This is a genomic window from Iamia sp. SCSIO 61187 (assembly GCF_019443745.1).
In the GTDB taxonomy this organism is placed as follows: Bacteria; Actinomycetota; Acidimicrobiia; order Acidimicrobiales; family Iamiaceae; genus Iamia.
The window spans coordinates 628,213-651,952 of the sequence record NZ_CP050948.1; the positions used below are offsets into that span (position 1 = coordinate 628,213).

A 23,740-nucleotide genomic window follows, 5' to 3' on the forward strand; every position below is an offset into this window, starting at 1 on the left:
GGCCCGATCGCCACTGCCTGGAGGGGTGCGGTGAAGCTGTCTCGACTCACATCTCCATCGGTGCCGGGCGGGGCGACGTTGCTCGTCCCGCTCGGCTCCACCGAGCAGCACGGTCCGCACCTGCCGCTCGGGACCGACACGCTGGTCGCCTCGGCCCTGTGCGACCGGTTGGCCGCGAGCCGGCCCGACGTCGTCGTCGCCCCCGCCCTGCCCTACGGCTCGAGCGGCGAGCACGCCGGGTTCCCCGGGACGCTGTCGATCGGCCAGGAGGCGCTCGAGCGCGTCGTGGTCGAGCTGGTGCGGTCGGCCGACGCCTTCGCCGGGGTCGTCCTCGTGTCGGGCCACGGCGGCAACGGCGAGGCCCTGTCCCGAGCGGTGGCGACGCTGACGGCCGAGGGGCGGAGGGTCCGGGTCTGGGCCCCCCGGATCCCCGGCGGCGATGCCCACGCCGGCCACACCGAGACGTCCCTGCTGCTCGCCCTCGACCCCCGCGCCGTCCGCGAGGACCGGGTCGAGCCCGGCGCCACCGAGCCCCTGGCGGAGCTGATGCCCGCCCTGCGCACCGGTGGCGTCCGGGCCGTGTCCGCCAACGGCGTCCTGGGCGACCCGACCCGGGCCTCGGCCGACGACGGCGAGCGGCTCCTCGAGACCCTCACCGCCGACCTGGCCGCCGCCGTCGGCCCCCCGCCCCCGACCCGGTGACCCGATCCGACCGGTCCCGTCGGACCTGACGCCCGTTCGCATACGGTCGGGTCATGAGCCCGCCGCCGGTCGCCATCGTGACGGGCGGGGCCCGCGGGATCGGGGCGGCCACGGCCGCCGCCCTGGCGGCCGCCGGCTGGCGGTTGGTGGTGGTCGACCGGTGCGAGGACGACCCCGCCCTCGCCTACCCCCTGGCGACGCGCGCCGACCTCGACGGGGTGGTGGCCGCGTGCGGCGGCGACGACCGGGCCGTCGGCGTCGTGGCCGACGTGCGGGACCAGGCGGCCCTCGATGCTGCCGTGGCCGAGGCCATCGCCCGCTTCGGCCGCCTCGACGCGGCCGTGGCCGCGGCCGGGGCGATCCACGGCGGCGCGCCGGCGTGGGCCACCGACGACGCCACGTGGGAGGCCATGGTCGGCATCAACCTGGAGGGGGTGTGGCGCCTGTCCCGGGCCGCCGTCCCCGCCCTCCTGGCCTCGGCGCCGCCCCGGCGGGGCCGGTTCGTGGCCGTGGCCTCGGCCGGCGCCAGCGTCGGCCTGCCCCTCCTGACCGCCTACACCGCGGCCAAGGCCGGCGTGGTGGGACTGGTCCGCAGCCTGGCCGCCGAGCTGGGCCCCGAGGGCGTGACCGCCAACGCCATCGCCCCGGGATCGACCGACACCTCGATGCTGACCGCCAGCGCCGAGGTCTACGGGCTGGCGTCGTCGGACGAGTTCGCCGTCCACCACCTCCTCCAGGGGCTGGTCACGGCCGACCAGGTGGCGGCCCTGGTGGCATGGCTCTGCAGCGAGGCCAGCGGAGCGGTCACCGGGGCCCTCCTCCCGGTCGACGCCGGCATGACCGCCCGGTGACCGATCGCCCGGCCCTCCCGGTGGGGTTCCGGGTCGCCCTCGACCCCGGCGTGCGGCGCATCGACGGGGGCCGGGTGCTCGTCGGGGGCGCGCCGCTGCGGCTGCTGCGGGTGACCTCGGCCGGCGCCGGGCTGCTCGACCGCCTGGCGTCCGGCGCCCCGGTGCCGTCCGGATCCGGCGGTGCCCGCCTCGTCCGTCGGCTGCTCGACACCGGGATGGCCCACCCCCGGCTCGACCACGTGGACCCGCCCTTCGGGGCGGGCGACGTCGCCGCCGTGATCCCCATCCGGGGGCGCACCGACCAGCTGGCCCCCACCCTCGCCGCCCTCGGCCCCGTCGGGGAGGTCGTCGTGGTCGACGACGGCTCGCCCGCGCCGGTCGCCGTCCCCGACGGGGTGCGGGTCCTGCGCCACGAGCGCAGCCGCGGCCCGGGCCCCGCCCGCGAGGTCGGCTGGCGCGCGACCGACCTCCCGGTCGTCGCCTTCGTCGATGCCGAGGTCGTGCCCGCCGCCGGGTGGCTCCCGGCCCTGCTGGCGCACCTCGCCGACCCTGCGGTGGGCGCCGTCGCACCCCGCACCGTGGCCTCCGGCGGGCCGGGCCGGCTTGCGGCCTACGACGCCGATCGGTCCCCGCTCGACCTGGGACCGGCCGAGGCGACCGTCCGCCCCGGCAGCCCGGTGCCCTACGTCCCCACGACCGCGCTGGTCGTGCGGCGGGAGGCGATGGCGGCGGTGGGCGGGTTCGACCCCGACCTGCGCTTCGGGGAGGACGTCGACCTGGTGTGGCGCCTGGTGGCCGCCGGGTGGACGGTCCGCTACGCCCCCGAGGTCACCGTCACCCACCCGGTCCGCCCCGACGGCCGCGGCTGGGTGCGGCAGCGGTTCGCCTACGGCTCGTCGGCCGGCCCGCTCGCCGTCCGCCACGGCGCCGCGGTGGTGCCCCTCCGCCTGTCGGGGTGGAGCGGCGCGGCGTGGGCCCTGGCCGCCGTCGGGCACCCGGGGCTCGGCGCCCTGGTGGCGGCCGGGTCGACCGCGGCCCTGGCCCGGAAGCTCGGCGGGCTCGACGACCCGGCGGGCGAGGCCCTCCGCCTCGCCGGTCGGGGTCATCTCCTGGCCGGCCGGGCGATCGCCCAGGCCGTGCGCCGGGCCTGGCTCCCTGCCGCGGTGGCCGCCGCCGTGGCCAGCCGTCGCCTGCGCCCGGCGGTGGCGACCGCCGTCCTCGGCCCCGCCGTGGTGGACCTGGTGCGGCGGGGCCCGGTCCCCGCCGCCCTGCACCTGGCCGACGACGCCGCCTACTGCGCCGGGGTGTGGGCCGGGTCGTGGCGCGCCCGGACCGGCCGGGCGCTCCTCCCGGCCTCCGCCGGCCCGGTCGACCCCCCGACGTGACGCGACGGGGGGTCGGGGGCGTGCCGTGAGCGGCTCAGACGGGTCGAGCCCTACTTGTGGTCGCCGAGGACCCGGGTGAAGCCCTCGGGGACGACCACGTCGTCGGGCGTGAGGTCGTGGACCGACTCGTGGCCGAGGGCGAGGAGGGCGGAGTCCATGCCGGCGCGGATGATGTCGAGCACGTTCTCGACGCCGGCCTGGCCGTTGGCCGACAGCCCCCACAGGTAGGCCCGGCCGATCATGACGGCGCGGGCGCCGAGGGCGAGGGCCTTGATCACGTCGCTGCCCCGGCGGACGCCGCCGTCGAGGAGGACCTCGACCTGGTCGCCGACGGCGTCGACGATCGAGGGCAGCATCCGGATCGGGGCCGGGGTGCCGTCGAGGTTGTTGCCGCCGTGGTTCGACACCGAGATGGCCGTGGCGCCGGCGTCGACCGCGGCGCGGGCGTTGTCGAGGCGGGAGATGCCCTTGAGCATGAACGGCCCGCCCCAGGCCTCGCGCAGCCAGGCCACGTCGTCCCACGAGGGCGGCGGGGTGCCCATCCACTCCCCGTAGGCGCCGAAGAAGCGGGGGGCCTCGGCGCCCTTGGGCACCACGTTGGGGACGGTGAGGTCGGGGAGCTTGCGGGTCCGGGCGAACTCGAGCAGCCACGCCGGCTTGAGGGCGACCTCGGGGGCGAAGGTGGCCATGGTCTTGAGGTCGATCTGGTCCGGGATCGAGGGGCTGCCCCAGTCCCGCGAGTGGGAGAACGACCAGTCCAGGGTGAGGATCAGCCCCACGCAGCCGGCGTCGCGGGCCCGCTGGAGGCGGGCCTCCATGGCGTCGCGGTCGCCCATCCAGTAGATCTGGAAGAAGACCTTGGGGTTGGCCGCCACGACCTCCTCGACGGGCTTGGACGCGAACGACGAGAGGCCCATCGCCGTGCCCCGCGCCGCCGCCGCCCGGGCGACGGCCACCTCGCCGTCGGGGTGCACCGCCTGGACCCCGGTCGGCGAGATCAGCACCGGCAGCGAGATGTCCTGGCCCATCACCGTCGTGGCCTGCTCGCGGTGGGCGGCCTGGCCGGCCACGTGGGGGGCGAAGCCCAGCTCGCCGAAGGCGTCGAGGTTGTCGGCGTAGGAGATCCCCTTCTCCGACCCGGCCAGCAGGGCGCTGTAGACGGACTTGGGCAGGCGCCGCTTGGCCCGGCGTTGGGCCTCGGCGACGGTCTCGAACCAGGGGTTGCGGGGCATGGGATCTCTCTCGGAGGGGTCAGGCGCGCGGGAGGACGAGCCCGTGCAGGGGGTCCTCCTCGCAGGCCTTGTCGGGGCGGCCCGGGCGGGGGCCGAGGGTGACGGGGACGGGCTTGGAGTGGTCGACCGACGGCCGGGGCTTGGCGGCATCGGCGGCCAGGCCGGCGAGGGCGGTCTCGCCGTGGCCCTTGACGCACTCGGGGTCGGGGGCGTCGAGGGGGAGGCCGGTGAAGAACTTGGCCGCCATGCAGCCGCCGCGGCAGGAGTCGTAGGCCGAGCACTGCGTGCACGCCCCACCCGACTGCGGCTCGCGCAGCTCGAGGAACAGCTCGGACTCCCGCCAGACCCCGGCGAACCCGCCGCGGTCGCGCACGTTCCCGGCCCTGAACCGGTCGTGGATGGCGAAGGGGCAGGCGTAGACGTCGCCCACGGGGTCGATCAGGCACACGACCCGGCCAGCGCCGCAGAGGTTGAGGCCGGGGAGGGCGTCGCCGTAGGCCGACAGGTGGAAGAACGAGTCGCCGGTGAGGACCCGGTCCCCGTGCTCGACGAGCCAGTCGTAGAGCTGGCGCTGCTGCTCGGGGCGCGGGTGGAGCTCGTCCCAGGTGTCGGCCCCGCGACCCGACGGGCGCAGGCGGGTGAGGCGGAGCTGGGCGCCGTAGCGGTCGGCGATGGCCTTGAACTCGTCGAGCTGGCCGATGTTGTGGCGGGTGCAGACGACCGACATCTTGAAGTCGCGCATCCCGGCCTCGGCCAGGTTCTCCATGGCGGTGAGGGCGGCGGCGTGGGTGCCGGGGCCGCGGACGGCGTCGTTGACCTCGGCGGTCGCCCCGTCGAGCGAGATCTGCACGTCGAGGTAGTCGGTGGCGGCCAGCCGCCGGGCCCGGGCCGGGGTGATCTTGAACCCGTTGGTCGAGAACTTCACGCCCACGTCGTGGGCCACGGAGTAGTCGAGCAGGTCCCAGAAGTCGGCCCGCACGGTGGGCTCGCCGCCGCCGATGTTGACGTAGAACACCTGCATCCGCTGGAGCTCGTCGATCACGGCCATGGCCTCGGCCGTGCTCAGCTCGTGGGGGTCGCGCCGGCCCGACGACGACAGGCAGTGGACGCACGCCAGGTTGCAGGCGTAGGTCAGCTCCCAGGTCAGGCAGATGGGGGCGTCCAGGCCGCGCTCGAACTGGTCGACCAACCGGCCGGGGGCGAGTGCGCTCATGCGGGGACGTTCCTTTCCGGCCACTCGCTCCGCTCGCCGGCCGGGACGGGGGTGCGGGGGACGATCATGCCGCTGTCGGCCAGGGTGCGGAGGGCCGTCAGGTACTGCGGCCACAGGCTCTCCTCGATGCCGGCGGCGACCAGGGCATCGGCCACGGTCGGCGCCCCGGCCAGGCCGGTCACGACGTCGACGAGCGGCGGCACCTTGAGGAAGCTGAGCTTCCGGGTGCCGAAGTGGTAGGCGAGGGCGCCGAAGGGCTCCGGACGGAGCGAGACGGCGTCGTCGAGGCCCCAGGCCTCGTCGAGCACGACGGGTCCGATCAGTAGACGCCGCACATGCCGTCGATGGAGACCTCTTCGACGAGGAGCTCCTCGACGACGTCGTCGTCGGCGCGGACGTCGGCGTCGTCCTGCTGGGGGTCGGTCACCTGGGGCTCGGACATGGTCCACCTCGACGGTCGGGGGGCGGGTCGGCTCATCGTACGAGGTGGCCCCCGAGACCGGTAACCCGGAGGTGGGAGCCGGGACCGGCCCGGCGGACGCCACACTGCCGCGGTGACGGTCGTGGTCCTCGTGCTCCTCGCCGCGGGGGTCCTCGCCGCCGTGGCGCACCTGCGACGGCCGGCGCTGGCGGTCGTCCCGCCCGTCCTCGCCGCGGTGGCGGTGGCCGTCGGCGGGCTGGCGGCCGGGGTGGCCCGCGCTGCGGTCGGCGACCTGGTCGAGCCCCTGCTGTTCGTGCTGCTGGCCGTCCCCCTCGCCGTCCTGCTCGACCGCGCCGGGTGCTTCGGCGCCGTGGCCCGGCGCCTGCCGGCGGGGCGCACCGCGGTCGGGCTGTGGGTGGCGGGCGCGGCGACGGTGGCCCTGGTGAACCTGGATGCGGCGGTGGTTCTGCTCACCCCGGTGGCCATCCGGGCGGCGGGCCGGTCGGGCGAGGACGCCCGCGGCCTGGCCCTGCAACCCGTCCTGCTGGCGGCCCTGTCGTCGTCGTGGCTCCCGGCCTCGAACCTCACCAACCTGATCGCCGAGGAGGACGGGCGGAGCGGGCCGGTGGCGTTCCTCGTCCACCTCGGCCTCCCGTCGCTGGCCGCCGTCGGCGTCGGCTACGTCCTGTGGCGGCGGGCCTGGCCCCGGCCGGTCGTCCCGGAGCCGGAGCCGGGGCCGGGCTCGGCGGGACCGGCCCCGCCGCCGGTGCGCCGTGACGTCGACCCGGTCGACGACGGGGCCGCGCTCGTCCTGGCCGCGGTGGTCGGGGTGACGCTGCTCGTCGGGTTCACGGTGGGTGGGGCCGTCGGCATCCCGCCGTGGGCCGTCGCCGCCGTGGTCGTCGCCGGCCTCGGCCTCCGGGCCGGCGCCGTGCCCCTGGCGGCCGTCCCGTGGACGAGCGCCCTGGTCGTCGCCGGGCTGGCCGTCCTGGCCGTCGCCGCCGCCGAGCACGTCGCCGTCGACGCCGCCCTGGGCACCGGTCGGGGCCCCGCCGGCATGGCCCGCGTCGTCGCCGTGGGGGCGCTGGCGGCCAACGCCACCAACAACCTCCCGGCCTTCGTGGCCGGCCTGCCCCACCTGCCGGCCGGGGACGGCGTCCGGTGGGCGTGGCTGCTGGGCGTGAACGCCGGGCCCACGGTCCTCGTGACCGGCTCGCTCGCCGGGCTCCTGTGGCTCGACGTCGCCCGGCGCAGCGGCCTCGACGTCGGCGCTCGGGACGTGGCCCGGGCCGGCCTCCGGATCGGGCTGCCCGCCCTGGTCGCGGCGACGGCCGTCCTCGTCCTCACGGTCTGAGCGGCCCCGGTAGGGTCCGGTGCCGTGGAGTCGCCGTCGTCGGACATCCGGGTCACCGTCGCCGACGGCGTGGCCCGGCTCACGATCGACCGCGAGGCGCAGCGCAACGCCCTGTCGTGGGACGCCATCGCCGCCCTGCGCACGCTGGTCGGCCAGGCCCGGACCGACCCCGCCGTGCGGGTCGTCGTGCTCACCGGCGCCGGGGACCGGGCCTTCTGCGCCGGCGCGGACCTGGGCGGCATGGCGACGGGCGCCGACGTCGACCCGGCCGCGACCCACGCCGCCCGGGGCGAGCTGGCCGGGCTGTTCACCGACCTCTGGGCCCTCGGCAAGCCGACCATCGCCCGGGTCCGGGGCTACGCCCTGGCCGGCGGGTTCGGGCTGGCCCTCGCCTGCGACCTGGTCGTGGCGGCCGACGACGCCGTCTTCGGCACCCCCGAGGTCGACGTCGGGCTCTGGCCCCACCAGATCACCGTGCCGCTGGTCCGGTCGATGCCCCCCAAGAAGGCGCTCGAGCTGATGATGACCGGTCGCCGGGTCGACGCCGCCGAGGCCGACCGCATCGGCTTCGTCACCCGTGTCGTGCCCGTCGCCGACCTGGACGCCGCCGTCGACGAGCTGGCGGCCACCCTCGCGGCCAAGTCCCCGACCGCCCTCCGGGTGGGTCGCGACGGCTTCTACGCCACGTGGGACATGGCCGCGGCCGAGGCCCTCGCCGTCCTCCACCCTCTGCTGACGGTCACCGCGTCGACCGCCGACGCCGCCGAGGGCCTGGCCGCCTTCCGGGAGAAGCGCCCGCCGAGCTGGCCCAGCGCCCGGGGCTGAGGCTCAGCGCACGAGGTCGGCCGGGAGGGGCTCGGCGTGGAGGACGACGAGCTCCTGCACGGCCCGGGTGAGGGCGATGTAGAGGAGCCGGCCGGCGGAGGCGTCGTCGAGCGCCTCGTCGACGAACCGGGCCGGCTCGACGACCACCACGCCGTCGAACTCGAGCCCCTTGGCCTCGGCCGGGCTGACGACGCTGACGGGGGCACCGGTGACGGCGCGGACGCCCTGGCCGGCGTCGACCCCGGCGGCGAGCAGCGCCCCGGCCACGCCGTCGCGCCGGTCGGGGCCGGGGACGATCACGCCCACGGACGCCCACCCCGTCGCCAGCCTCCGGACGGCGGCGACGGCGGCGGCCTCGAGCGCGTCCGGCTCGGTCACCGCCTCGAGCCGGGGCGGTCGCCCGCCGACCCGCACCGACACCGTCGGGGTCAGACCCGGGGCGACCCGCGGCAGGAGCCGGTCGGCCAGCTCCATGGCCGCAGCGGGGACCCGGTAGCCGACGGTCAGGTCCTCGCGCCGGGCCGTGGGGGGCGAGCCGAGGTGGCGGAGGGCCTCGTCCCACGACGCCGTGGCCCCGGGCTCGGTGGCCTGGGCCAGGTCGCCCAGGATCGTCATCGACGCCGACGGGCACCGACGGGCCAGCGCCCGGAGGGCCATGGGCGAGAGGTCCTGGGCCTCGTCGGCCACGAGGTGGCCGTAGGTGCGGGGCACACCGTCGATGCGGGCCCCGGCCTCGTCGACCAGCACGGCCTCGGCCACGGTCCACCGCTCGTCGTCGAGGCTCGCCGCCGCCGGGCGGAGGACGAGGGCCTGCTCGTCGGCGTCGAGGATGCCGGCGGCGGCCCGGCGGAGGGCGGCCCGGCTGGTCAGCAGGCGGCGCACCAGGGCGGGCCCGCGGGCTGACGGCCAGAGGCGGGTGAGGGCCCGCCGGAGGTCGTCGGAGGTCCGGACGGCGGCCTCCAGCTCGGGCGGCGGGCCGTCGGCGTCGCCGGCCCGGGCGGCGTGGGCCTCGAGGGCGAGGGCGACCAGCCGGGTCCGCACCGCGCCCCGACCGACGGTCCAGGGCACGCCCCGGTCGGCGACCTCGTCGAGCAGGGCCGTGACCTCGTCGGCCGGGACGGTGATCCGCCCCCACGGCGTGGCGATCACCAGGTCCTCCGTCGGCGGCCGCCGCTGCCCGGTGATCGCCGCCTCCACGACGGCGGCCATCCGGGCGTCGCCCAGGAGGCGGGCCCGGTCGGGGCCGTCGACGGCCCGCACGTGCTGGTCGACCGCCCCGGCGACCAGGCGCTCGATCGTGCTCTGCCGGGCGGCGGCCTCGCCCAGCGACGGCAGCACCTGGCTGATGTAGCGGAGGAACACCGGGTTGGGCCCCACCACCAGGACCCCGTCGCGGTCGAGTCGCTCCCGGTGCTCGTAGAGCAGGAACGCGGCCCGATGGAGGCCGACCGCGGTCTTGCCCGTCCCCGGCCCGCCCTGCACGACGAGGCAGGTCGCGAGGTCGGCCCGGATGACCTCGTCCTGCTCGGCGGCGATGGTGGCGACGATGTCGCGCATGGCGCCGGTGCGGGAGCGCTCCAGCTCGGCCAGCAGGGGGTCGGGGATCCCCGCAGCCCGGACCTCGCCGGCCAGGTCGGGGTCGTCGAACACCTCGTCGAAGAGGTCGACGACGTCCCTGCCGTCGACCAGGAACCGACGCCGCCGGGCCAGCTCCTGGGGGTCGACCGGCGTGGCCCGGTAGAAGGGGATCGACACCGGTGCCCGCCAGTCGACGACCACGGCGTCGCCGGCGGGGTCCTCGACGTGGCGCCGGCCGACGTGCCAGCGGTCGCCGGCCTCGGTGTCGATGCGGCCGAAGACGAGCCCGGGGACGTCCGGGTCGAGGAGGCGGAGGCGGTGGTCGAGGTGGCCGGCGGCGATGGTGCTGTCGACCTCACCGTCGTCGCCGGCCCGGCGGGCGGCGTCGGCGACGCGGCGGGTGGTGGCGGCCATGGCCGCCAGGTGGGCGTAGGCGGCGGCGACGTGCGCCCGCTCGTCCGGGAGGTCCGGGTGCGGCGGAGGGCCCGGCGGGTCGGGTGGCGACCCGGGGAGGGTCGGGTCGCGGGACACGGGGGCGGCGGGGTCGGCCGCCGGTGGGTCAGGGGGCATCGGGGTCTCCGGGGACGCGCGGTGGCACCCCCCGTCCGGCGGACGGGGGGTGTGGAGGGCCGGTGACGGTAGTCGCTCGGTGCCCGCGGCGCCGTCGGGATCGCCGGCGCGGGCTGTCGGCGGCGCCGGTCCCCGACGCCGCAGGTGGGCCGACCGACCCAAAGTGCGACGGACCCCTGGATGTCCCCGCCCCGAGGCCGATGGGCGGGTGTGACCGAACCAGGCGGGCCCCCCGACGACCGTCCCGATCCGCCCGAGGGCGCCGGGCCCCCGGCGCCCCGGGTCGACGGGCGAGCGCCGGTGCCGGGCCGCGTCCCGGGCCCACCGGCCGATCCCCGCCGACGCCCGCCCGGGGCCCTCGACGCCGACCGGCCCCGTCCGGCCGCACCCCCGTCCGCCGCCCCCGGCCCGCACCCCGCCGCCCCCCTCCCCACCACGGTCGCCGCCGTCGCCGCGCCCACCGCGGCACCCCGCCCGGCGCCGATCCACCCCGGAGGGAGCCCCGTCACCGAGCAGGAGTGGCAGGCCTCCGTCGCCCCGGCCGACGTCGTCACCGCCACCGCGCCCGCAGAGGCGGCCACCCCGGCGCCTCGCGCCGCGGCCCCTCCTGTCGCGACGCCGGCACCCGGCCCCTCCCGACGCGTCGTCGTGGCCGCCCCGCCCCGCCCCCCCTTCACCGACGCCGAGCCGCCGTTCCGCTGGCAGGTCGTGCTGCCCAGCGCCCTCGGCCGGAAGGTGACCATCCGCGTCGGCGAGACCCAGATCGACCTCGGGGGGACCGTCGTCGACCTCGCCCACCTGCGCGACTCCCGGTTCAAGCTCGACGTCGAGGCCGCCCTCTTCCGCCGGGCCGCCTCGGCGCGCATGACCGTCGCGGTGGCCCTGGCCGACGGGTCGACCGTGCGGGTCTCGGCTCGCAACGCGGCGTCGTCGCGCCGGGCGACGGCGATCGTGGAGACGCTCACCTACCTGTGGGCCACGATCGAGGAGATCACCGGCGGGGACCAGCGCAAGCAGCTGGTGGCCAAGCTCGAGCGGGGGTCCGAGGTGCAGGTGGGCCGGCTCCGCCTCACCAGCATCGGCGTGGCCTGGAAGCGCCACCCGATCGTGCGGTGGAGCACCCTCGGCGACCCTCGGCGCGAGGGGCTCGAGGTGGTCATCCCCGTCGAGGACGGCGACCCCCTCGTCGTGCCCCTCCACGACGACGCCTACCAGCTGCCGACCCTGATCCCGGTCCTGCGCCGCCGCTTCGGCTGAGCGACGCCCGACGGCCCGTCGGTCAGCCGGCGAGGGCGACCGGCAGCGACACGTAGGCCGGGGCGAAGTCGGTGGTGCAGAAGCTGACGTAGCCGTCGACGACCAGCGCCACCGATCGGGCACCCCCGTCGTAGCGGTGCGAGAAGGTGAACGTGTCGTCGACCGGTCCGGCGCTGGCGTCGGGCCGGGTGTCGGTGGTGGGGTCGTCGTCGACCAGCTCGTCGCACGACGTGGGCTGGTGGGCGGCCCAGGGTCCGAAGTGCTCCGGGGCGGCGCCCTCCTCCCAGGTGACGCTCCCGCTCGCCCCGCTCCCGTGGTCGGCGGTGATCCGCACCGTCAGGTCCACCCAGCCGGGCCGGGCCGGGTCCTGGGTCGCGGTCACCGTCATGGTGATGCCATCGCCGACGTCGGTCCGGCTCACCGTCTCGGGGCCGGCGGGCGGCACCGTCGGGGGCGGGGGAGAGGTCGTGGTCGGGGCGTCGGTGGGGGTCGGCGGCGGTCCCTCGGGGACGGTCGTGGGGGGCGCGGTCGTGGTGGGCGTCCCGGTCGTCGTGGTCTCCGCCTCGGTCGTCGGGGCGTCGGTGGTCGTCGGGTCCTCGACCCTCGTCGTGGTCGTCCCCGCCCGGTCGGCGTCGAGCACCTCGCCCGCGTCGCCGCCGGTCCCTGCGGCCAGGGCCCCGGCCCCGAGGAGCAGCACGATGGCGGCGGCGCCCGCCCCGACGAGGGCGCGCTGGCGGCGCTGGCGGCGGATGCCGGCCTGCTGGCGGATGTGGGTCAGGAGCTCGTCGTCAGAGCGCATCGGTGTTCTCCTCGAGTTCGCGACCCAGGTCGGCGCGCAGGGCACCGAGGCCCCGGGCGCTGTGGGTCTTGACGGTGTTGACCGACACGCCCATGGCGGCGGCGGTCTCGGCCTCGCTCAGCCCGGCGACGTGGCGCAGCACGACCGCCTCGCGCTGACGCCGGGGCAGGGCGGCGAGGGCGGCGGCCACGTCGAGCCGCAGGGCGGCGTCGGCGCCCTCCCACGGCGGGTCGTCGGGCAAGACGACGCCCGCCTCCCGGCGGCGCTTGCGGAGGGCGTCGAGGGCGACGTTGGTGGCGACCCGCATGATCCACGCGTCCCGGTGGGGCAGGGACCGCACCTTGGGCCAGCGGGTGAGGGCCCGGATGAAGGCCTCGGCGGTGGCGTCCTCGGCCGAGGCGTCGTCGCCGAGGATGCGCCAGGTGAGGTGGCGGACGAGCGGCACCAGGTCCCGGAAGGCCTGGTCGAAGCCGTCGTCGGTCGTCGTCATGGCTGTCGCCACCACCGGGTTCGCTCTGAGCGGGATCGCCGTCATCGACCTCTCAACGACGGCCGACCCTCCCACAGGTGACACGGCCTCGCGACGGCTCTGGCTACGGTCGCCCCGTGCCCGTCCACATCGAGACCCACGGCGACGCGGTCCGCGTCGTCACCATCGACCGGCCCGATCGGCGCAACGCCATCGACGCCGACCACGTGGCGGCGCTGACCGAGGCGGTGACGGGCGCCCCGCCGACGACCCGCGCCCTGGTGCTGCGGGGCGCCGGCGGGCACTTCTGCGCCGGCGCCGACCTCAAGGGCATCGAGGGCCCCGAGTTCGCCGCGCTCCTCCGGGTCCTGCTCCACGGCCTCCGCGACGCCCCGTTCCCCTGCATCGCCGCCGTGGAGGGCGCCGCCCTGGGCGCCGGCACCCAGCTCGCCGTGTCGTGCGACCTGCGCACGACGACCGACGGCGCCACCTTCGGCATCCCCGCGGCCAAGCTCGGCCTGGTGGTGGACCTCTGGACCGTGCAGCGGCTGGCCGCCCTCGCCGGCCAGGGGGTGGCCCGGGCCATGCTCCTGGCCGCCGACACGCTGTCGGGCACCGACGCCCACCGCCTCGGCCTGGCCCAGCGGCTCGGCCCGCCCGACGACGCCGTCGCCTGGGCCGAGGGCATCGCCGCCAAGGCGCCCCTCACCATCGCCGCCCACAAGCTGATGCTCAACGCCCTCGACGCCGACCTGCCGGTCGACCCCGACGTCGCCGCCGCCTTCGACCGGGCCTGGGCCAGCGCCGACCTGGTCGAGGGCAAGGCCGCCTTCGCCGAGAAGCGGACGCCCGTCTTCCGCGGCGAGTAGCCACGGATGGTGCCTGGCACCATCCGTGTGGACACGGATGGTGCCAGGCACCATCCGTGCTCATGGCTTCGGTTCAGATGCTGAGGCCGACGGTGCGGGCGAAGCCCTCGTAGCTGAAGCTCTCGAAGAACAGGTAGAGCACGACCAAGGTGGCGGGCAGGCCGACCACGTAGGACGCGATCCACGGGACCTTCGTCCGGCGGAGGAGCACGGCACCGACCCGGGTCAGGCCCCACACCAGCATGGCGACCAGGCCCCACCAGGCGCCCGGGAAGGTGAGGGCCGGCTCGGTGGCGAAGGCGTCGATGGTGGACCCGCCGCCGGCGTCCTCGCCGATCAGCTCCTGCACCTCGGCGGCGGCCTCGTCCTGGCCGTCGAGCTTGGGCACCGGGTCCCCGACCAGCTCGGCCACCACGATGATCCGCTGGGCCGCGGAGAACTTGGGGTGGCAGGCCGTGAGCGTCAGGAGGTCCTCGCCCTCGGGCTTCTCCGGGGTCGGGTTCTGGGGCTGGATGACCGACACGTCCTCGGGCTCGACGATCTTCACCTCGCGCACGGCGTAGGTGAACTCGCCCTGGAGCGTCTCGAAGATGATCTCGTCGCCGGGCACGAGGTCGTCGACGTCGTGCAGCGGGGCGCCGTAGGTCGTGCGGTGGCCGGCGACGGCGGCGTTGCCGGCCTGGCCCGGCAGCGGGGTGCCCGGGTAGTGGGCCGCGCCCCGCTTGAGCTGGTCGGTGCCCGTGCCCTCGACGGTGTAGTAGGGGCTGTCGCGCCCGATGGCGGGGATGCGGAACGAGCCGATCACCTCGCCGACGCCGGGCGGGGCGATGGTCGGGGCGACCTGCGGTGGCGTGGTCGCGACGGGGCCGCCCTCGGTCGTGGCCGGGGCGTCGGTGGTCGCCGGCGGCTCGGTGGTGGTCGCCTCGGCCTGCGCACCGGCCGCCGCGCCGGCGAACTCGTCGGCGAGCTCGCCCTGCTCCCGGTCGGTGTGCAGGTTGGTGCCCCAGATCTGGTAGGCGACGAGGAGCAGGATGACGACGCCGGTGGTCATCATCAGCCGGCCGACGGCCCCGACCACCCGGGCCACCCGGTGGCGCGACGCCGGCGGGCCGGCGCCCGCTGCTGACGGGAGGGGCCCGTCGCCCGGCGGGTCCGCCCCCACCGCGGTGTCCGTCGTCAGCACGCCCGAGAGGGTAGTGCCGGGTCGGCCACCGCCCGCCGGCGGGTCGGGTGCCGCTCCGAGAGGGCTCGGCCGGCACGGCCCCCACTAACGTCCGCCCGGCCATGGAGCCCGTCGTCGACCTCCGAGGCGCCGTCGCCCTGGTCGGCCGGTTCCCGGCCCTCGCCGGCGCCGACCTGGCCGTGGCCCGGGGCGAGGTCGTCCTCCTCCAGGGGCCCAACGGGGCCGGCAAGACGACCCTCCTGCGGTGCTGCGCCGGCCTCGTCCCGGTGGTGGACGGCGAGGCCCGGGTGCTCGGCCACGACCTCCGCCACGAACGCCGCCGGGTGAGGCGCCGGGTCGGGCTGCTGGCCCACGCCACCGGGCTCTACGACGACCTGACCGTCGAGGCCAACGTCCGGTTCTGGGCCGCGGCCGCGGGGGCGGACCCGGACGACGTCGCCGCCGCCCTCGACCGGATGGGCCTGGCCGGCCGGCTCCGGACCGTCGCCGTGGCCCAGCTGTCGGCCGGCCAGCGGCGCCGGACGTCCCTCGCCGTGCTCGTGGCCCGCCGCCCCGAGCTGTGGCTGCTCGACGAGCCCCACGCCGGGCTCGACCAGGCCGGCCGGGACCTCGTCGACGGGCTGATCGCCGACGCCGTGGCCGCCGGGGCCACCGTGCTGCTGTCGTCGCACGAGCTGGAGCGGGCCGAGCGGGTCGCGCACCGGCAGGTCGAGGTCGTCGGCGGCCAGGTCCGGGAGGTCCGCCGTGGCCGGTGACGCCTCGTCCGTCTGGCGCGACGCCGTCCTCGTCGCCCGCAAGGACCTCCTGATCGAGGCCCGTACGCGGGTGGCGGTGAACCAGGTCGCGCCGTTCGCGGTCCTCGTCCTCCTCCTGTTCGCCTTCGCCTTCGACTCCTCGACGCGGGTCCTGCGGGAGGGCACGCCGGGCCTGTTCTGGATCGCCGTGCTCCTGTCGGGCCTGCTCGCCGTGCAGCGGGCGTTCTCGCTCGAGGCCCCCGACGGCCTGCGGGACGCCCTGCGGCTCTCGGGTCTGCACCCGGCCGGGATCTTCCTGGGCAAGGTCGCCTCGGTGGCGCTCCAGCTCCTGGTGCTGGACCTCCTCCTCGGTCTCGGCGTCGTCGCCCTCTACGACGCCCGCCTCGGGGCGCCCGCCCTCCTCGTCCCCTCGGTGGTGGTGGCGACGCTCGGCCTGGCCGCCGTCGGCTGCCTGTACGGGGTCCTCTCGGTCGGCCAGCGGGTGGCGTCGACGCTGCTGCCGCTGCTGATGCTCCCGGCCCTGGCCCCGCTGCTGCTGTGCGCGACCCAGGCCGTCGACGCCGCCCTCTCGGGCACCTCGGGCGAGGGCTGGCGGTGGCTGCTCCTGCTGGTCGCCTTCACCGGGTCGTACCTGGCCCTCGGCGCCGCCACCTTCGGCATCCTCCTCGACGACTCCTAGCGGGAGGACGCGACGTGCCTGGCACGTCGCGTCCCGGCCGAGGATCTGCGCCCCGACTTGCCAGGGAGGGGGGTTCTGGAGTGCGCTGGTGGCGCTCCATGAACGCCTCGACCGCCTCCAAGGGCACGCGGGTGCTGGGTGCGCTGGCCCTCGGCGGCCTGGCGCTCCTCCTCCTGTACGGCCTCGTCCTGTCACCCGCCGACGGCGTCTCGGTGGCCCAGGCCACCGACGGCCAGCGCGTGGGCCAGGGCGACTACGTGCGGATCATGTACGTCCACGTGCCCACGGCCATCGTCGCCTTCCTGGCCTTCTTCGTCACCGTCGCCGGCAGCGTCGGCTACCTGATCCGGCGGTCCGAGTGGTGGGACGTCCTGGCCCACGCCTCGGCCGAGCTGGGCGCCGTCCTGCTCTTCGCCACCCTCGTCACCGGGGCGCTGTGGGGCGAGCCCACCTGGGGCACCTACTGGGAGTGGCAGGACGCCCGCCTGACCACCACGGCGATCCTGTTCTTCCTCGTCCTCGGGTACCTGGCCGTCCGCCGCCTGCCGCTCGAGCGGGCCCGGCGCTCGCGGATCGCCGCCGCCGTGGGCATCCTGCTGGGCCCGACGACGATCGTGTGCCACTACGCCACGACCTGGTGGCGCACCCTCCACCAGGGCCCCACCATCAGCCGGCTCGACCCGCAGATCGAGGGCGAGATGCTCCTCGCCCTGATGATCGGCATGGTCACCTTCGGCCTCATCTACGTCTGGCTCACCCTGCACCGCTTCCGGGTCCTGTGGCTCGAGAACCGGGTCGAGGACCTCGGGCTCGACCGGGCCCTGGCCGAGCGCCGGGCCGAGGCCGCCGGCCCCGCCCCGGCGACCGGCGGCCCCACCCCCACGGGAGCGCCGTCGTGATCGTCGCCAGCAGCCCCTGGGTCTCGGTGGGCGTCTCCTACGTGCTCGTCTTCGGCTCCATCGCCGTCCTGGCCTGGCGGAGCCGGGCCCGGGGCCGGCGCCTGGCCCCGCAGGTGCCCGAGGACCAGCGCTCGTGGATGACCACGGGCGCGGAGCCGGCGCCGGCCGAGCGATGAGCGACTCCCCGACACCGGAGCTCGACCTCACGCCGCGCACCGGACCCGACGACGGCCCCGGCTCGCCCCGGCGGCGCCGCTCGCGGGGCAAGGGCCTCCTCGTCGGCGGGGTGATCGCGGTGCTGCTCGCCGGCGTCGTGGCCCTGCTCGTCGTCCAGGTCCAGGGCAGCTCGCTCTACTACTACAACGTCGACGAGGCGGTCTCGCAGCGCGAGGCGCTCGGCGACCGCGACATCCGCATCCAGGGCACCGTGGTCGGTGAGCCCCGCGAGCAGGGCCCCGACGACGCCCTCGTCTTCGACCTGGCCTTCGCCGGCGAGTCGGTGGCCGTCCGCCACCTCGGCCCCGAGCCGCCGCCGCTGTTCGACGCCGGCGTCCCGTCGGTCCTCGAGGGCCACTTCGACGACGACGGGGACTTCGTCTCCGACCGGATCGTGATCAAGCACTCCGAGGAGTACCGCGAGGAGAACCCGGAGCACGTCGAGGACGCGCCGACCTAGTGCTGGCCTCGGTGAACGCTTCCCTCGGGACGGCCGGCGTGGCCCTGGCCCTGGTGGCCTCGGTGGGCGGCATCCTCACCGTGGTGCTGGCCCAGGCCAAGGGGCGGCCGGCCCTGCTGCGGCAGGTCCCCGCCTTCGTGGGCCTGGTCGCCCTCGGCGCCGTGCTGGCCACCGCGGCCATGCAGCGGGCCCTGATCACCCGCGACTTCTCGGTCGAGTTCGTGGCCCAGAACGGCAGCCGGGCCACCTCGCTGCCGTTCACCATCTCCACCATGTGGTCGGCCCTGGAGGGCTCGATCCTGCTGTGGGGCCTCGTGCTGGCCGGCTACCTCGTCGCCGTCATCTGGAAGTTCCGGACCCGCCTCGAGGACCCGCTCGTGGCCTGGGCGATGCTGGCCATGTTCGCCGTCACCGCCTTCTTCTTCGGGCTGATGGTGGGCCCGGCCGACCCGTTCGGCACCGTCGCCAACCCGCCGCTCGACGGACCCGGCCCCAACCCGCTGCTGCAGGACCACCTGCTGATGGCGTTCCACCCGCCGATGCTCTACCTGGGCTACGTGGGCTTCACCGTGCCCTTCGCCTTCGCCATCGGCGCCCTGGCCACCGGCCGGGTGGGCGAGGGGTGGCTGGTCGAGACCCGGCGGTGGACGCTCTTCGCCTGGGGCTTCCTCACCGTCGGCATCGTGCTGGGCGCGTGGTGGAGCTACGAGGTCCTCGGCTGGGGCGGGTACTGGGCGTGGGACCCGGTCGAGAACGCCTCGCTGCTGCCCTGGCTCACCGGGACCGCCTACCTGCACTCGGTGATGGTCCAGGAGCGGCGGGGGATGCTGCGGGTCTGGAACCTGTCGCTGCTCTGCGCCACCTTCGCCCTGACCATCCTGGGCACGTTCCTCACCCGGTCCGGCGTGCTCGACTCCGTCCACGCCTTCAGCGAGTCGAGCATCGGGCCCATCCTCCTCGGCTTCTTCGGGGTCGTCGTCCTGGTCACCCTCGGCCTCATCGGGTGGCGGGGCGAACAGCTGCGGGCCCCGGGCCGGATCGACTCGCCGCTGTCGCGGGAGGGGTCGTTCCTCGCCAACAACCTGCTCTTCGCCGGCTTCGCCTTCGTCGTCTTGTTCGGGACCGTGTTCCCGCTGATCGCCGAGGCCATCGACGACCGGCGGGTGTCGGTCGGCGTGCCCTACTTCAACCGCATGGCCGGGCCCATCGGCCTGATGCTCCTCTTCCTCATGGCCGTGGCCCCCGCCCTGCCGTGGCGGAAGGCCTCGCCCGAGACCCTGTCCCAGCGGCTGCTGTGGCCGGCCTGGTTCGGCGTGGGCGTCGTCGTGGCGTGCGTCGCCGCCGGGGTCCGGGGCCTGGTGCCGCTGGTCGCCTTCGGCATGGCCGCCTTCGCCGGCGGCGCCGCCCTGCGGCAGGTCATCCTGGCCACTCGCCGCAACGGCTGGCGCGGGTTCGTGGGCCGCACCAACGGCGGGATGATCGTCCACCTCGGGGTGGTCCTGGTCGCCGTCGGCCTGGCCGGGTCGGGGTCCTTCGCCGAGCAGGCCGAGGCCCGCCTGGCCCCCGGCGACAGCCGCGTCGTGCACGGCCACGAGGTCACCTACGTGGGCTACGACGAGAGCGACGAGCCCAGCCGCCTGATCCGGGCCGCCGAGGTCCGCGTCGACGGGCGGACGCTCGAGCCCCGCCTGCAGCGGTTCCCGAACGCGACCCAGGAGATCGGCAAGCCGGCCGTCCGCTACGGCATCGGCGACACCGTCTACCTCGCCCTCATCCAGGCACCGCGCAGCTCCGACGGCACGATCCTCCTGCGGATCATCGTCCAGCCCCTCGTCGGGTGGCTGTGGGCCGGTGGTGCGGTGATGGTGCTGGGCACGATCCTGTCGGCGTTCCCCGGCCGCCGCCGGCGGGGCACCGAGCCGGTCTCGGCCCCGACCCGCTGGTCGGGTCGCCGGCGGCCCGCGCCGGACGACGCCGTCCCCGAGCGGACCGACGCCGTCGATCCCGACGACGAGCGCGAGCCGGTGGTGACGGGATGACGGACCTCGACACCGACCCCGGGCTCGACGACGACGCCGATCCCGTCGCCGAGGCGCCTGCCCGCCGGTGGCGGATCTTCGGCCTGCCCGTGTCGGTGGTCGTGGCCGGCGTCCTCGGCGTCGTCATGATCCTCCTGATCGCCCTGCTGGCGACCCGCGACCCCGCCGCCGATCGCCAGGCCGACAGCCCGCTGCTCGGCCGCCCGGCGCCGCGCATCGAGGGCACCACGGCGCTGGAGGGCCGGCCCTTCGACTCGGCGACCTACGACGGCCGCTGGCTCGTCGTGAACTTCTTCGCCACCTGGTGCGTGCCCTGCGTGCAGGAGCATCCGGAGCTCATCGCCTTCCAGGAGGCGCAGCGGGAGGCGGGCCAGGCCAACGTGATCAGCGTCGTGTTCGAGGACGACCGCGCCTCGGTCGAGCGGTTCTTCGACCGCAACGGCGGCGACTGGCCGGTGGTCCTGGCCCCCTCGACCGTCATCGCCGACTGGGGCGTCCAGGGCGTGCCCGAGTCGTTCGTGGTCGACCCCTCCGGCACCGTCCGCTACAAGCTCATCGGGGGCGTCACCGCCGAGGGCCTCACCCGGCTGGTCGGCTCGTGAGCCGGCGCCTCCTGTGGGTCGTGCTCGGCGTGGTCGCCGTCGTCGCCCTGGCCATCGGGTCGCGCGGCGCCGGACCGTCCTCGGCCGAGGAGCGGCTCTGGTCGATCGCCGACGGGGTGCGCTGCCCGCAGTGCTCGGGCCAGTCGGTGGCCGACAGCGACGCCCCTGCGGCCAAGGCCCTGCGGGACCAGATCCGGGCCGACATCGAGGCCGGGCGCAGCGACGACACCATCCGGGCCCGGCTGGCCGACGGGGCCTACGGCGAGGACATCCTCCTCAACCCGCCACGGAGCGGGTTCGCCGCCCTCGTCTGGATCGTGCCCGTCGCCGTGGTCGTGGTGGCCTTCGGCGGCCTGGCCCTGGCGTTCCGACGCTGGGAGCGCCAAGGGCCGGCGACGCCGTCGCGCCGCGACCGCGAGCTGGTGGCCGCCGCCCTCGGCCCCGATCCGGACGACCCCCACGGCGAGGGCGCCGGCCGGTGAGCCCCGGCGACGCCGACACCGAGGCGTCCCCCCCGAAGCCCGGGACCCTCGCCGCCCGGCGGGCGGCGGCCGCCGCCGGCGCCCCGGGCGGGCCCAGCGCACCGCCCCGCCCGTCGTCGACCTCGCCCCGACGGGCCCGCTCCGGCGGTTCGGCGGCCGGAGCCGCCGGGGAGCCGCGGACCGGGCGGCCGCAGACCGAGCGGCCGCTGACGGGGGCCGGGCGCGACGACACCACCGCCTTCCTCCTCCAGAGCCTGCGCGACCTCGAGCGCGAGCACGACGCCGGCGACCTCGACGACGACGACTACGAGGCCCTCCGCGACGACTACACGGCCCGGGCCGCGGCCGCCCTCCGGGCCGAGCAGCGGGGAGCGGCCCCGCCCGTGCCCGCCGCGCCCCGCCGCTCGCCCGGCCAGTGGGTCCTGATCGTGGCCGGCATCGTCGGCTTCGCCGTCCTCGCCGGGGTGCTCGTGGCGCAGGCCTCGGGCCAGCGCCAGGCCGGCGAGGGCGTCACCGGGGAGGTCACCCAGACCCCGACCCAGGCCGCCGGCGAGTGCATCAACCTCACCATCGAGGTCCAGCAGGGCACCAAGGGCCCCGACGACGCCATCCCGTGCTACGAGCGGGTGCTCGAGGACGACCCCGACAACGCCGTCGCCCGCACCTACCTGGGCTGGACGCTCTACCTCACGGCCCGCCAGTTCTCCTCCAGCCTGGGCCAGGAGGAGCTGGTCGACCTCTACGTCCAGGCCCGGCGCCAGCTCGACCTGGCCGTCGAGGCCGACCCCGCCTACGCCGACGCCCGGGCCTTCCTGGTGGTCCTGGCCGTCAACGAGGGCCGCTACGCGGAGGCGGCCGAGCAGCTGGCGGCGTTCGACGACCTCGACGCCCCCGCCGACATGGCCAACCTGGTCGACGGGGTCCGGGCCGAGATCGAGGCGAACCTGGCCGACCCCTCGACCACGACCACCGCCCCCGGCTGACCTCGACAGTCGTTCTGTTCGCGCCAGGCGACATCGGTGTCCGGCAGCGGTGTCAGAACGGTGCCGGCGGCCACGACACCGACCGCCGAGCAGACCACCGACACGCCGCCTCTGCCTGGCACCACCCCCGTCCACGCATGGTGCCAGGCACCATCCGTGCGCTCGGGCTGGTCAGGGGCGCGGGTCGACGAAGGTGGCGGTGGTGATGGTGCCCTCGTCGCTCACGGCGATGGCGTAGAGGGTCCCCTTGGGGAGCCCGTCGCGGTCGCCCACCTCGACGCCGTCGCCCCGCAGGGCCTCGATGGCGGCGGGGATGACGTCGCCGTGGCTCGACAGCACGACGTCCTCGCCCTCGGCGGCCAGCTCCCACAGCAGGGTCGTCGTCTGGGCGGCCGTGGCCCCCTCGGTGAGCGCCGGGTGGACCTCGACCTCGAGGCCGCGGGCCCGGGCCACGGGGGCCACCGTCTGCTGGCAGCGCACGGCGGCGCTCGACAGCACCCGCTTCACGGGGGCGTCGGCGAGGTGGGCGGTGATCGCCTCCACCTGGCGACGGCCCTTGCCGCTGAGCGGCCGGTCGACGTCGGCGCCGTCCCAGTCCGATCTGCTCCCGGCGTTGGCGTGGCGGACGAGGAAGAGCGTCACGGCGGCGCACGGTAGCGGTGATGGGCGCCCCCGGTCATCCGGCCCCACGGTGGTCTTGGTCACCCCGACGGGTGAGCGGGGCCGCGGCGGCGGAGGGCCCGCAGCCCGCGCAGGACCTCGGGCAGGGCGGCCAGCAGGGCGTCGACGTCGGCGTCGGTGGTGGACCACCCGACCGACACCCGCAGCGACCGGAGGGCGTCGACGCCCATGGCGGCCAGGGTCGGCGAGGGCTCGAGGCTCTCCGAGGAGCAGGCCGAGCCGGAGTGGACGGCGACGCCGGCCCGGTCCAGGCCGAGCAGGACGGCCTGGGGCTCGACGTCGTCGAAGCCCAGGCACACCAGGTGGGGCAGCCGGTCGACCGGGTCGCCGTGCACCCGCACGTCGAGGTCGGCGACGCCGGCGAGGACCCGATCGGTCAGCCGGCGGGCCTCGGCCTCCTCGGCGGCCAGCGTCCCGTCGAGCAGCGACGCGGCCGCCGCCCCCAACCCGACCAGGGCGGGCACGGCCTCCATGCCGGCCCGGCGGGCCCGCTCCTGGTCGCTGCCGACCAGCAGCGGCTCCAGGCGCAGGCCGCGGCGGACGAGCAGCGCCCCCGTGCCCGACGGCGCCCCCCACTTGTGGCCGCTGAGCGAGACGAGGTCGGCCCCCAGGCTCCGGAGGTCGACGGGCACCCGCCCCACGGCCTGGGCCGCGTCCACGTGGACCAGGACGCCGCGGGCGTGGGCGGCCTCGACGACGGCCCCGACCGGCTGGGTGGTGCCCACCTCGTGGTTGCCCCACTGGACGTGGACGACCGCGGTGTCGTCGCGGATGGCGGCGGCGACCGCATCGGGATCGACCCGCCCGTGCCCGTCGACCCCGACCACGGTGACGTCGCCGTGGCGGGCCGCGGCGGCCGGCACGGCCGAGTGCTCGACGGCGGTGACGACCTGGTGGCCGCCCCGGCGGGCCGCGCCCCACGCCACCGAGGCGATGGCCTCGGTGGCCCCGCTGGTGAACACGACCTCGCGGGGGCGGGCCCCGACGAGGGCGGCCACCTGCTCGCGGGCCTGCTCGAGGGCGACCCGCGCCGTCATGCCCTCCTCGTGGATGCGCCCGGGGTCGCCGCCCCCGAGGTCGAGGGCGGCGACCAGCGCGTCACGGGCCGCCGGGCGCAGCGGCGAGGTGGAGGCGTGATCGAGGTAGTGGCGGGCCACGCCGAGACCGTACCGACGGCGGGGCGCCGACGACCGGCCCGGCCCTGCGGGTCAGCGCGAGCGGCCGGCCGCGGCGGTG

26 protein-coding genes are annotated in these 23,740 nt (G+C 76.6%); 16 read left to right on the forward strand and 10 right to left on the reverse strand.

What is annotated here, in order from left to right; all coding sequences use genetic code 11:
- Positions 1–30 precede the first annotated feature (30 nt).
- The 3 genes from mftE to mftF are packed head-to-tail and all read left to right on the forward strand — an operon-like array spanning position 31 to position 2,938.
- A complete protein-coding gene (gene mftE / locus HC251_RS02940) occupies positions 31–702 on the forward strand; it encodes a mycofactocin biosynthesis peptidyl-dipeptidase MftE (RefSeq protein WP_255566583.1) in 672 nt (223 codons plus the stop codon).
- Positions 703–755: 53 nt separating this feature from the next.
- Complete coding sequence (locus tag HC251_RS02945; protein ID WP_219943831.1) at positions 756–1,553, forward strand: mycofactocin-coupled SDR family oxidoreductase; 798 nt, start codon at positions 756–758, stop codon at positions 1,551–1,553.
- Positions 1,550–2,938: a mycofactocin biosynthesis glycosyltransferase MftF gene (gene mftF, locus HC251_RS02950; protein WP_219943832.1), complete on the forward strand. Its 1,389-nt coding sequence runs from the start codon at positions 1,550–1,552 to the stop codon at positions 2,936–2,938. Before HC251_RS02945 ends, mftF begins: the two co-directional genes overlap by 4 nt.
- A gap of 50 nt (positions 2,939–2,988) precedes the next feature.
- Here mftF and mftD read toward each other — a convergent pair whose 3' ends face one another.
- Genes mftD through mftA form a run of 4 tightly spaced genes read right to left on the reverse strand, consistent with a single transcriptional unit; the run spans position 2,989 to position 5,825 of the window.
- Positions 2,989–4,170: a pre-mycofactocin synthase MftD gene (mftD, locus tag HC251_RS02955; protein WP_219943833.1), complete on the reverse strand. Its 1,182-nt coding sequence runs from the start codon at positions 4,168–4,170 to the stop codon at positions 2,989–2,991.
- A 19-nt stretch (positions 4,171–4,189) separates the two neighbouring features.
- Positions 4,190–5,383 carry a mycofactocin radical SAM maturase gene (gene mftC, locus HC251_RS02960; RefSeq protein ID WP_219943834.1) on the reverse strand — a complete coding sequence of 398 codons (1,194 nt, stop codon included), beginning with the start codon at positions 5,381–5,383 and terminating at the stop codon, positions 4,190–4,192.
- Complete coding sequence (gene mftB / locus HC251_RS02965) at positions 5,380–5,691, reverse strand: mycofactocin biosynthesis chaperone MftB (RefSeq protein WP_219943835.1); 312 nt, start codon at positions 5,689–5,691, stop codon at positions 5,380–5,382. The genes mftC and mftB overlap by 4 nt, the downstream gene beginning before the upstream one ends.
- An 11-nt stretch (positions 5,692–5,702) precedes the next feature.
- A complete protein-coding gene (mftA, locus tag HC251_RS02970; protein WP_219943836.1) occupies positions 5,703–5,825 on the reverse strand; it encodes a mycofactocin precursor MftA in 123 nt (40 codons plus the stop codon).
- A gap of 112 nt (positions 5,826–5,937) precedes the next feature.
- Here mftA and HC251_RS02975 point away from each other — a divergent pair, with 112 nt between their 5' ends.
- Both HC251_RS02975 and HC251_RS02980 read left to right on the forward strand, forming a co-directional pair.
- Positions 5,938–7,158 carry a hypothetical protein gene (locus HC251_RS02975; RefSeq protein WP_219943837.1) on the forward strand — a complete coding sequence of 407 codons (1,221 nt, stop codon included), beginning with the start codon at positions 5,938–5,940 and terminating at the stop codon, positions 7,156–7,158.
- 24 nt (positions 7,159–7,182) lie between these two features.
- A complete protein-coding gene (locus HC251_RS02980) occupies positions 7,183–7,983 on the forward strand; it encodes an enoyl-CoA hydratase/isomerase family protein (protein WP_219943838.1) in 801 nt (266 codons plus the stop codon).
- Positions 7,984–7,986: 3 nt separating this feature from the next.
- Here HC251_RS02980 and HC251_RS02985 read toward each other — a convergent pair whose 3' ends face one another.
- Positions 7,987–10,131 carry an AAA family ATPase gene (locus HC251_RS02985; protein ID WP_219943839.1) on the reverse strand — a complete coding sequence of 715 codons (2,145 nt, stop codon included), beginning with the start codon at positions 10,129–10,131 and terminating at the stop codon, positions 7,987–7,989.
- Positions 10,132–10,341: 210 nt separating this feature from the next.
- On the opposite strand from HC251_RS02985, the gene HC251_RS02990 reads away from it, so the two are divergent.
- On the forward strand, positions 10,342–11,388 hold the full coding sequence (locus tag HC251_RS02990; protein ID WP_219943840.1) for a hypothetical protein: 1,047 nt from the start codon (positions 10,342–10,344) through the stop codon (positions 11,386–11,388).
- Between the two features lie 22 nt (positions 11,389–11,410).
- Here HC251_RS02990 and HC251_RS02995 read toward each other — a convergent pair whose 3' ends face one another.
- Both HC251_RS02995 and HC251_RS03000 read right to left on the reverse strand, forming a co-directional pair.
- A complete protein-coding gene (locus HC251_RS02995; RefSeq protein WP_219943841.1) occupies positions 11,411–12,187 on the reverse strand; it encodes a hypothetical protein in 777 nt (258 codons plus the stop codon).
- Complete coding sequence (locus HC251_RS03000) at positions 12,177–12,677, reverse strand: RNA polymerase sigma factor (RefSeq protein WP_219943842.1); 501 nt, start codon at positions 12,675–12,677, stop codon at positions 12,177–12,179. The genes HC251_RS02995 and HC251_RS03000 overlap by 11 nt, the downstream gene beginning before the upstream one ends.
- A 116-nt stretch (positions 12,678–12,793) precedes the next feature.
- Here HC251_RS03000 and HC251_RS03005 point away from each other — a divergent pair, with 116 nt between their 5' ends.
- The gene (locus tag HC251_RS03005) at positions 12,794–13,525 is read left to right on the forward strand and encodes an enoyl-CoA hydratase (RefSeq protein WP_219943843.1); all 732 of its coding nucleotides are present in this window, start codon (positions 12,794–12,796) and stop codon (positions 13,523–13,525) included.
- A 73-nt stretch (positions 13,526–13,598) separates the two neighbouring features.
- On the opposite strand, the gene HC251_RS03010 is transcribed toward HC251_RS03005, so the two are convergent.
- Entirely contained in the window at positions 13,599–14,708 is a 1,110-nt protein-coding gene (locus HC251_RS03010; RefSeq protein ID WP_219943844.1) for a class E sortase, read from the reverse strand.
- 101 nt (positions 14,709–14,809) lie between these two features.
- Here HC251_RS03010 and ccmA point away from each other — a divergent pair, with 101 nt between their 5' ends.
- The 9 genes from ccmA (at position 14,810) to HC251_RS03055 (ending at position 21,823) form a co-directional block, all read left to right on the forward strand.
- Positions 14,810–15,463 (forward strand): heme ABC exporter ATP-binding protein CcmA, encoded by a 654-nt coding sequence (gene ccmA / locus HC251_RS03015; protein ID WP_219943845.1) that lies wholly within the window; start codon positions 14,810–14,812, stop codon positions 15,461–15,463.
- A complete protein-coding gene (locus HC251_RS03020; RefSeq protein ID WP_219943846.1) occupies positions 15,453–16,142 on the forward strand; it encodes a heme exporter protein CcmB in 690 nt (229 codons plus the stop codon). The genes ccmA and HC251_RS03020 overlap by 11 nt, the downstream gene beginning before the upstream one ends.
- A gap of 98 nt (positions 16,143–16,240) precedes the next feature.
- Positions 16,241–17,041 (forward strand): cytochrome c biogenesis protein CcsA, encoded by an 801-nt coding sequence (gene ccsA, locus HC251_RS03025; protein WP_219943847.1) that lies wholly within the window; start codon positions 16,241–16,243, stop codon positions 17,039–17,041.
- Positions 17,038–17,217, forward strand: a complete 180-nt coding sequence (locus tag HC251_RS03030; RefSeq protein ID WP_219943848.1) for a hypothetical protein — start codon at positions 17,038–17,040, stop codon at positions 17,215–17,217. Before ccsA ends, HC251_RS03030 begins: the two co-directional genes overlap by 4 nt.
- Complete coding sequence (locus HC251_RS03035) at positions 17,214–17,717, forward strand: cytochrome c maturation protein CcmE (RefSeq protein WP_219943849.1); 504 nt, start codon at positions 17,214–17,216, stop codon at positions 17,715–17,717. Before HC251_RS03030 ends, HC251_RS03035 begins: the two co-directional genes overlap by 4 nt.
- A gap of 11 nt (positions 17,718–17,728) precedes the next feature.
- Positions 17,729–19,756 (forward strand): heme lyase CcmF/NrfE family subunit, encoded by a 2,028-nt coding sequence (locus HC251_RS03040; protein ID WP_255566584.1) that lies wholly within the window; start codon positions 17,729–17,731, stop codon positions 19,754–19,756.
- Complete coding sequence (locus HC251_RS03045) at positions 19,753–20,358, forward strand: TlpA disulfide reductase family protein (protein ID WP_219943851.1); 606 nt, start codon at positions 19,753–19,755, stop codon at positions 20,356–20,358. The genes HC251_RS03040 and HC251_RS03045 overlap by 4 nt, the downstream gene beginning before the upstream one ends.
- Complete coding sequence (locus HC251_RS03050; RefSeq protein ID WP_219943852.1) at positions 20,355–20,840, forward strand: cytochrome c-type biogenesis protein CcmH; 486 nt, start codon at positions 20,355–20,357, stop codon at positions 20,838–20,840. Before HC251_RS03045 ends, HC251_RS03050 begins: the two co-directional genes overlap by 4 nt.
- Positions 20,837–21,823 (forward strand): tetratricopeptide repeat protein, encoded by a 987-nt coding sequence (locus HC251_RS03055; RefSeq protein ID WP_219943853.1) that lies wholly within the window; start codon positions 20,837–20,839, stop codon positions 21,821–21,823. Before HC251_RS03050 ends, HC251_RS03055 begins: the two co-directional genes overlap by 4 nt.
- A gap of 171 nt (positions 21,824–21,994) precedes the next feature.
- On the opposite strand, the gene HC251_RS03060 is transcribed toward HC251_RS03055, so the two are convergent.
- A complete protein-coding gene (locus HC251_RS03060) occupies positions 21,995–22,465 on the reverse strand; it encodes a histidine phosphatase family protein (RefSeq protein WP_219943854.1) in 471 nt (156 codons plus the stop codon).
- A 59-nt stretch (positions 22,466–22,524) separates the two neighbouring features.
- Positions 22,525–23,661 (reverse strand): cysteine desulfurase family protein, encoded by a 1,137-nt coding sequence (locus tag HC251_RS03065; RefSeq protein WP_219943855.1) that lies wholly within the window; start codon positions 23,659–23,661, stop codon positions 22,525–22,527.
- Positions 23,662–23,740 lie beyond the last annotated feature (79 nt).

Bases quoted from the DNA above. Each gene is read 5' to 3' on its own strand.
- HC251_RS02945 (WP_219943831.1), top strand. From the start codon at position 756: ATGAGCCCGCCGCCGGTCGCCATCGTGACGGGCGGGGCCCGCGGGATC.
- mftD (WP_219943833.1), bottom strand. From the start codon at position 4,170: ATGCCCCGCAACCCCTGGTTCGAGACCGTCGCCGAGGCCCAACGCCGG.
- mftC (WP_219943834.1), bottom strand. From the start codon at position 5,383: ATGAGCGCACTCGCCCCCGGCCGGTTGGTCGACCAGTTCGAGCGCGGC.
- mftA (WP_219943836.1), bottom strand. From the start codon at position 5,825: ATGTCCGAGCCCCAGGTGACCGACCCCCAGCAGGACGACGCCGACGTC.
- HC251_RS02985 (WP_219943839.1), bottom strand. From the start codon at position 10,131: ATGCCCCCTGACCCACCGGCGGCCGACCCCGCCGCCCCCGTGTCCCGC.
- HC251_RS02995 (WP_219943841.1), bottom strand. From the start codon at position 12,187: ATGCGCTCTGACGACGAGCTCCTGACCCACATCCGCCAGCAGGCCGGC.
- HC251_RS03000 (WP_219943842.1), bottom strand. From the start codon at position 12,677: ATGACGACGACCGACGACGGCTTCGACCAGGCCTTCCGGGACCTGGTG.
- ccmA (WP_219943845.1), top strand. From the start codon at position 14,810: ATGGAGCCCGTCGTCGACCTCCGAGGCGCCGTCGCCCTGGTCGGCCGG.
- ccsA (WP_219943847.1), top strand. From the start codon at position 16,241: ATGAACGCCTCGACCGCCTCCAAGGGCACGCGGGTGCTGGGTGCGCTG.
- HC251_RS03035 (WP_219943849.1), top strand. From the start codon at position 17,214: ATGAGCGACTCCCCGACACCGGAGCTCGACCTCACGCCGCGCACCGGA.
- HC251_RS03045 (WP_219943851.1), top strand. From the start codon at position 19,753: ATGACGGACCTCGACACCGACCCCGGGCTCGACGACGACGCCGATCCC.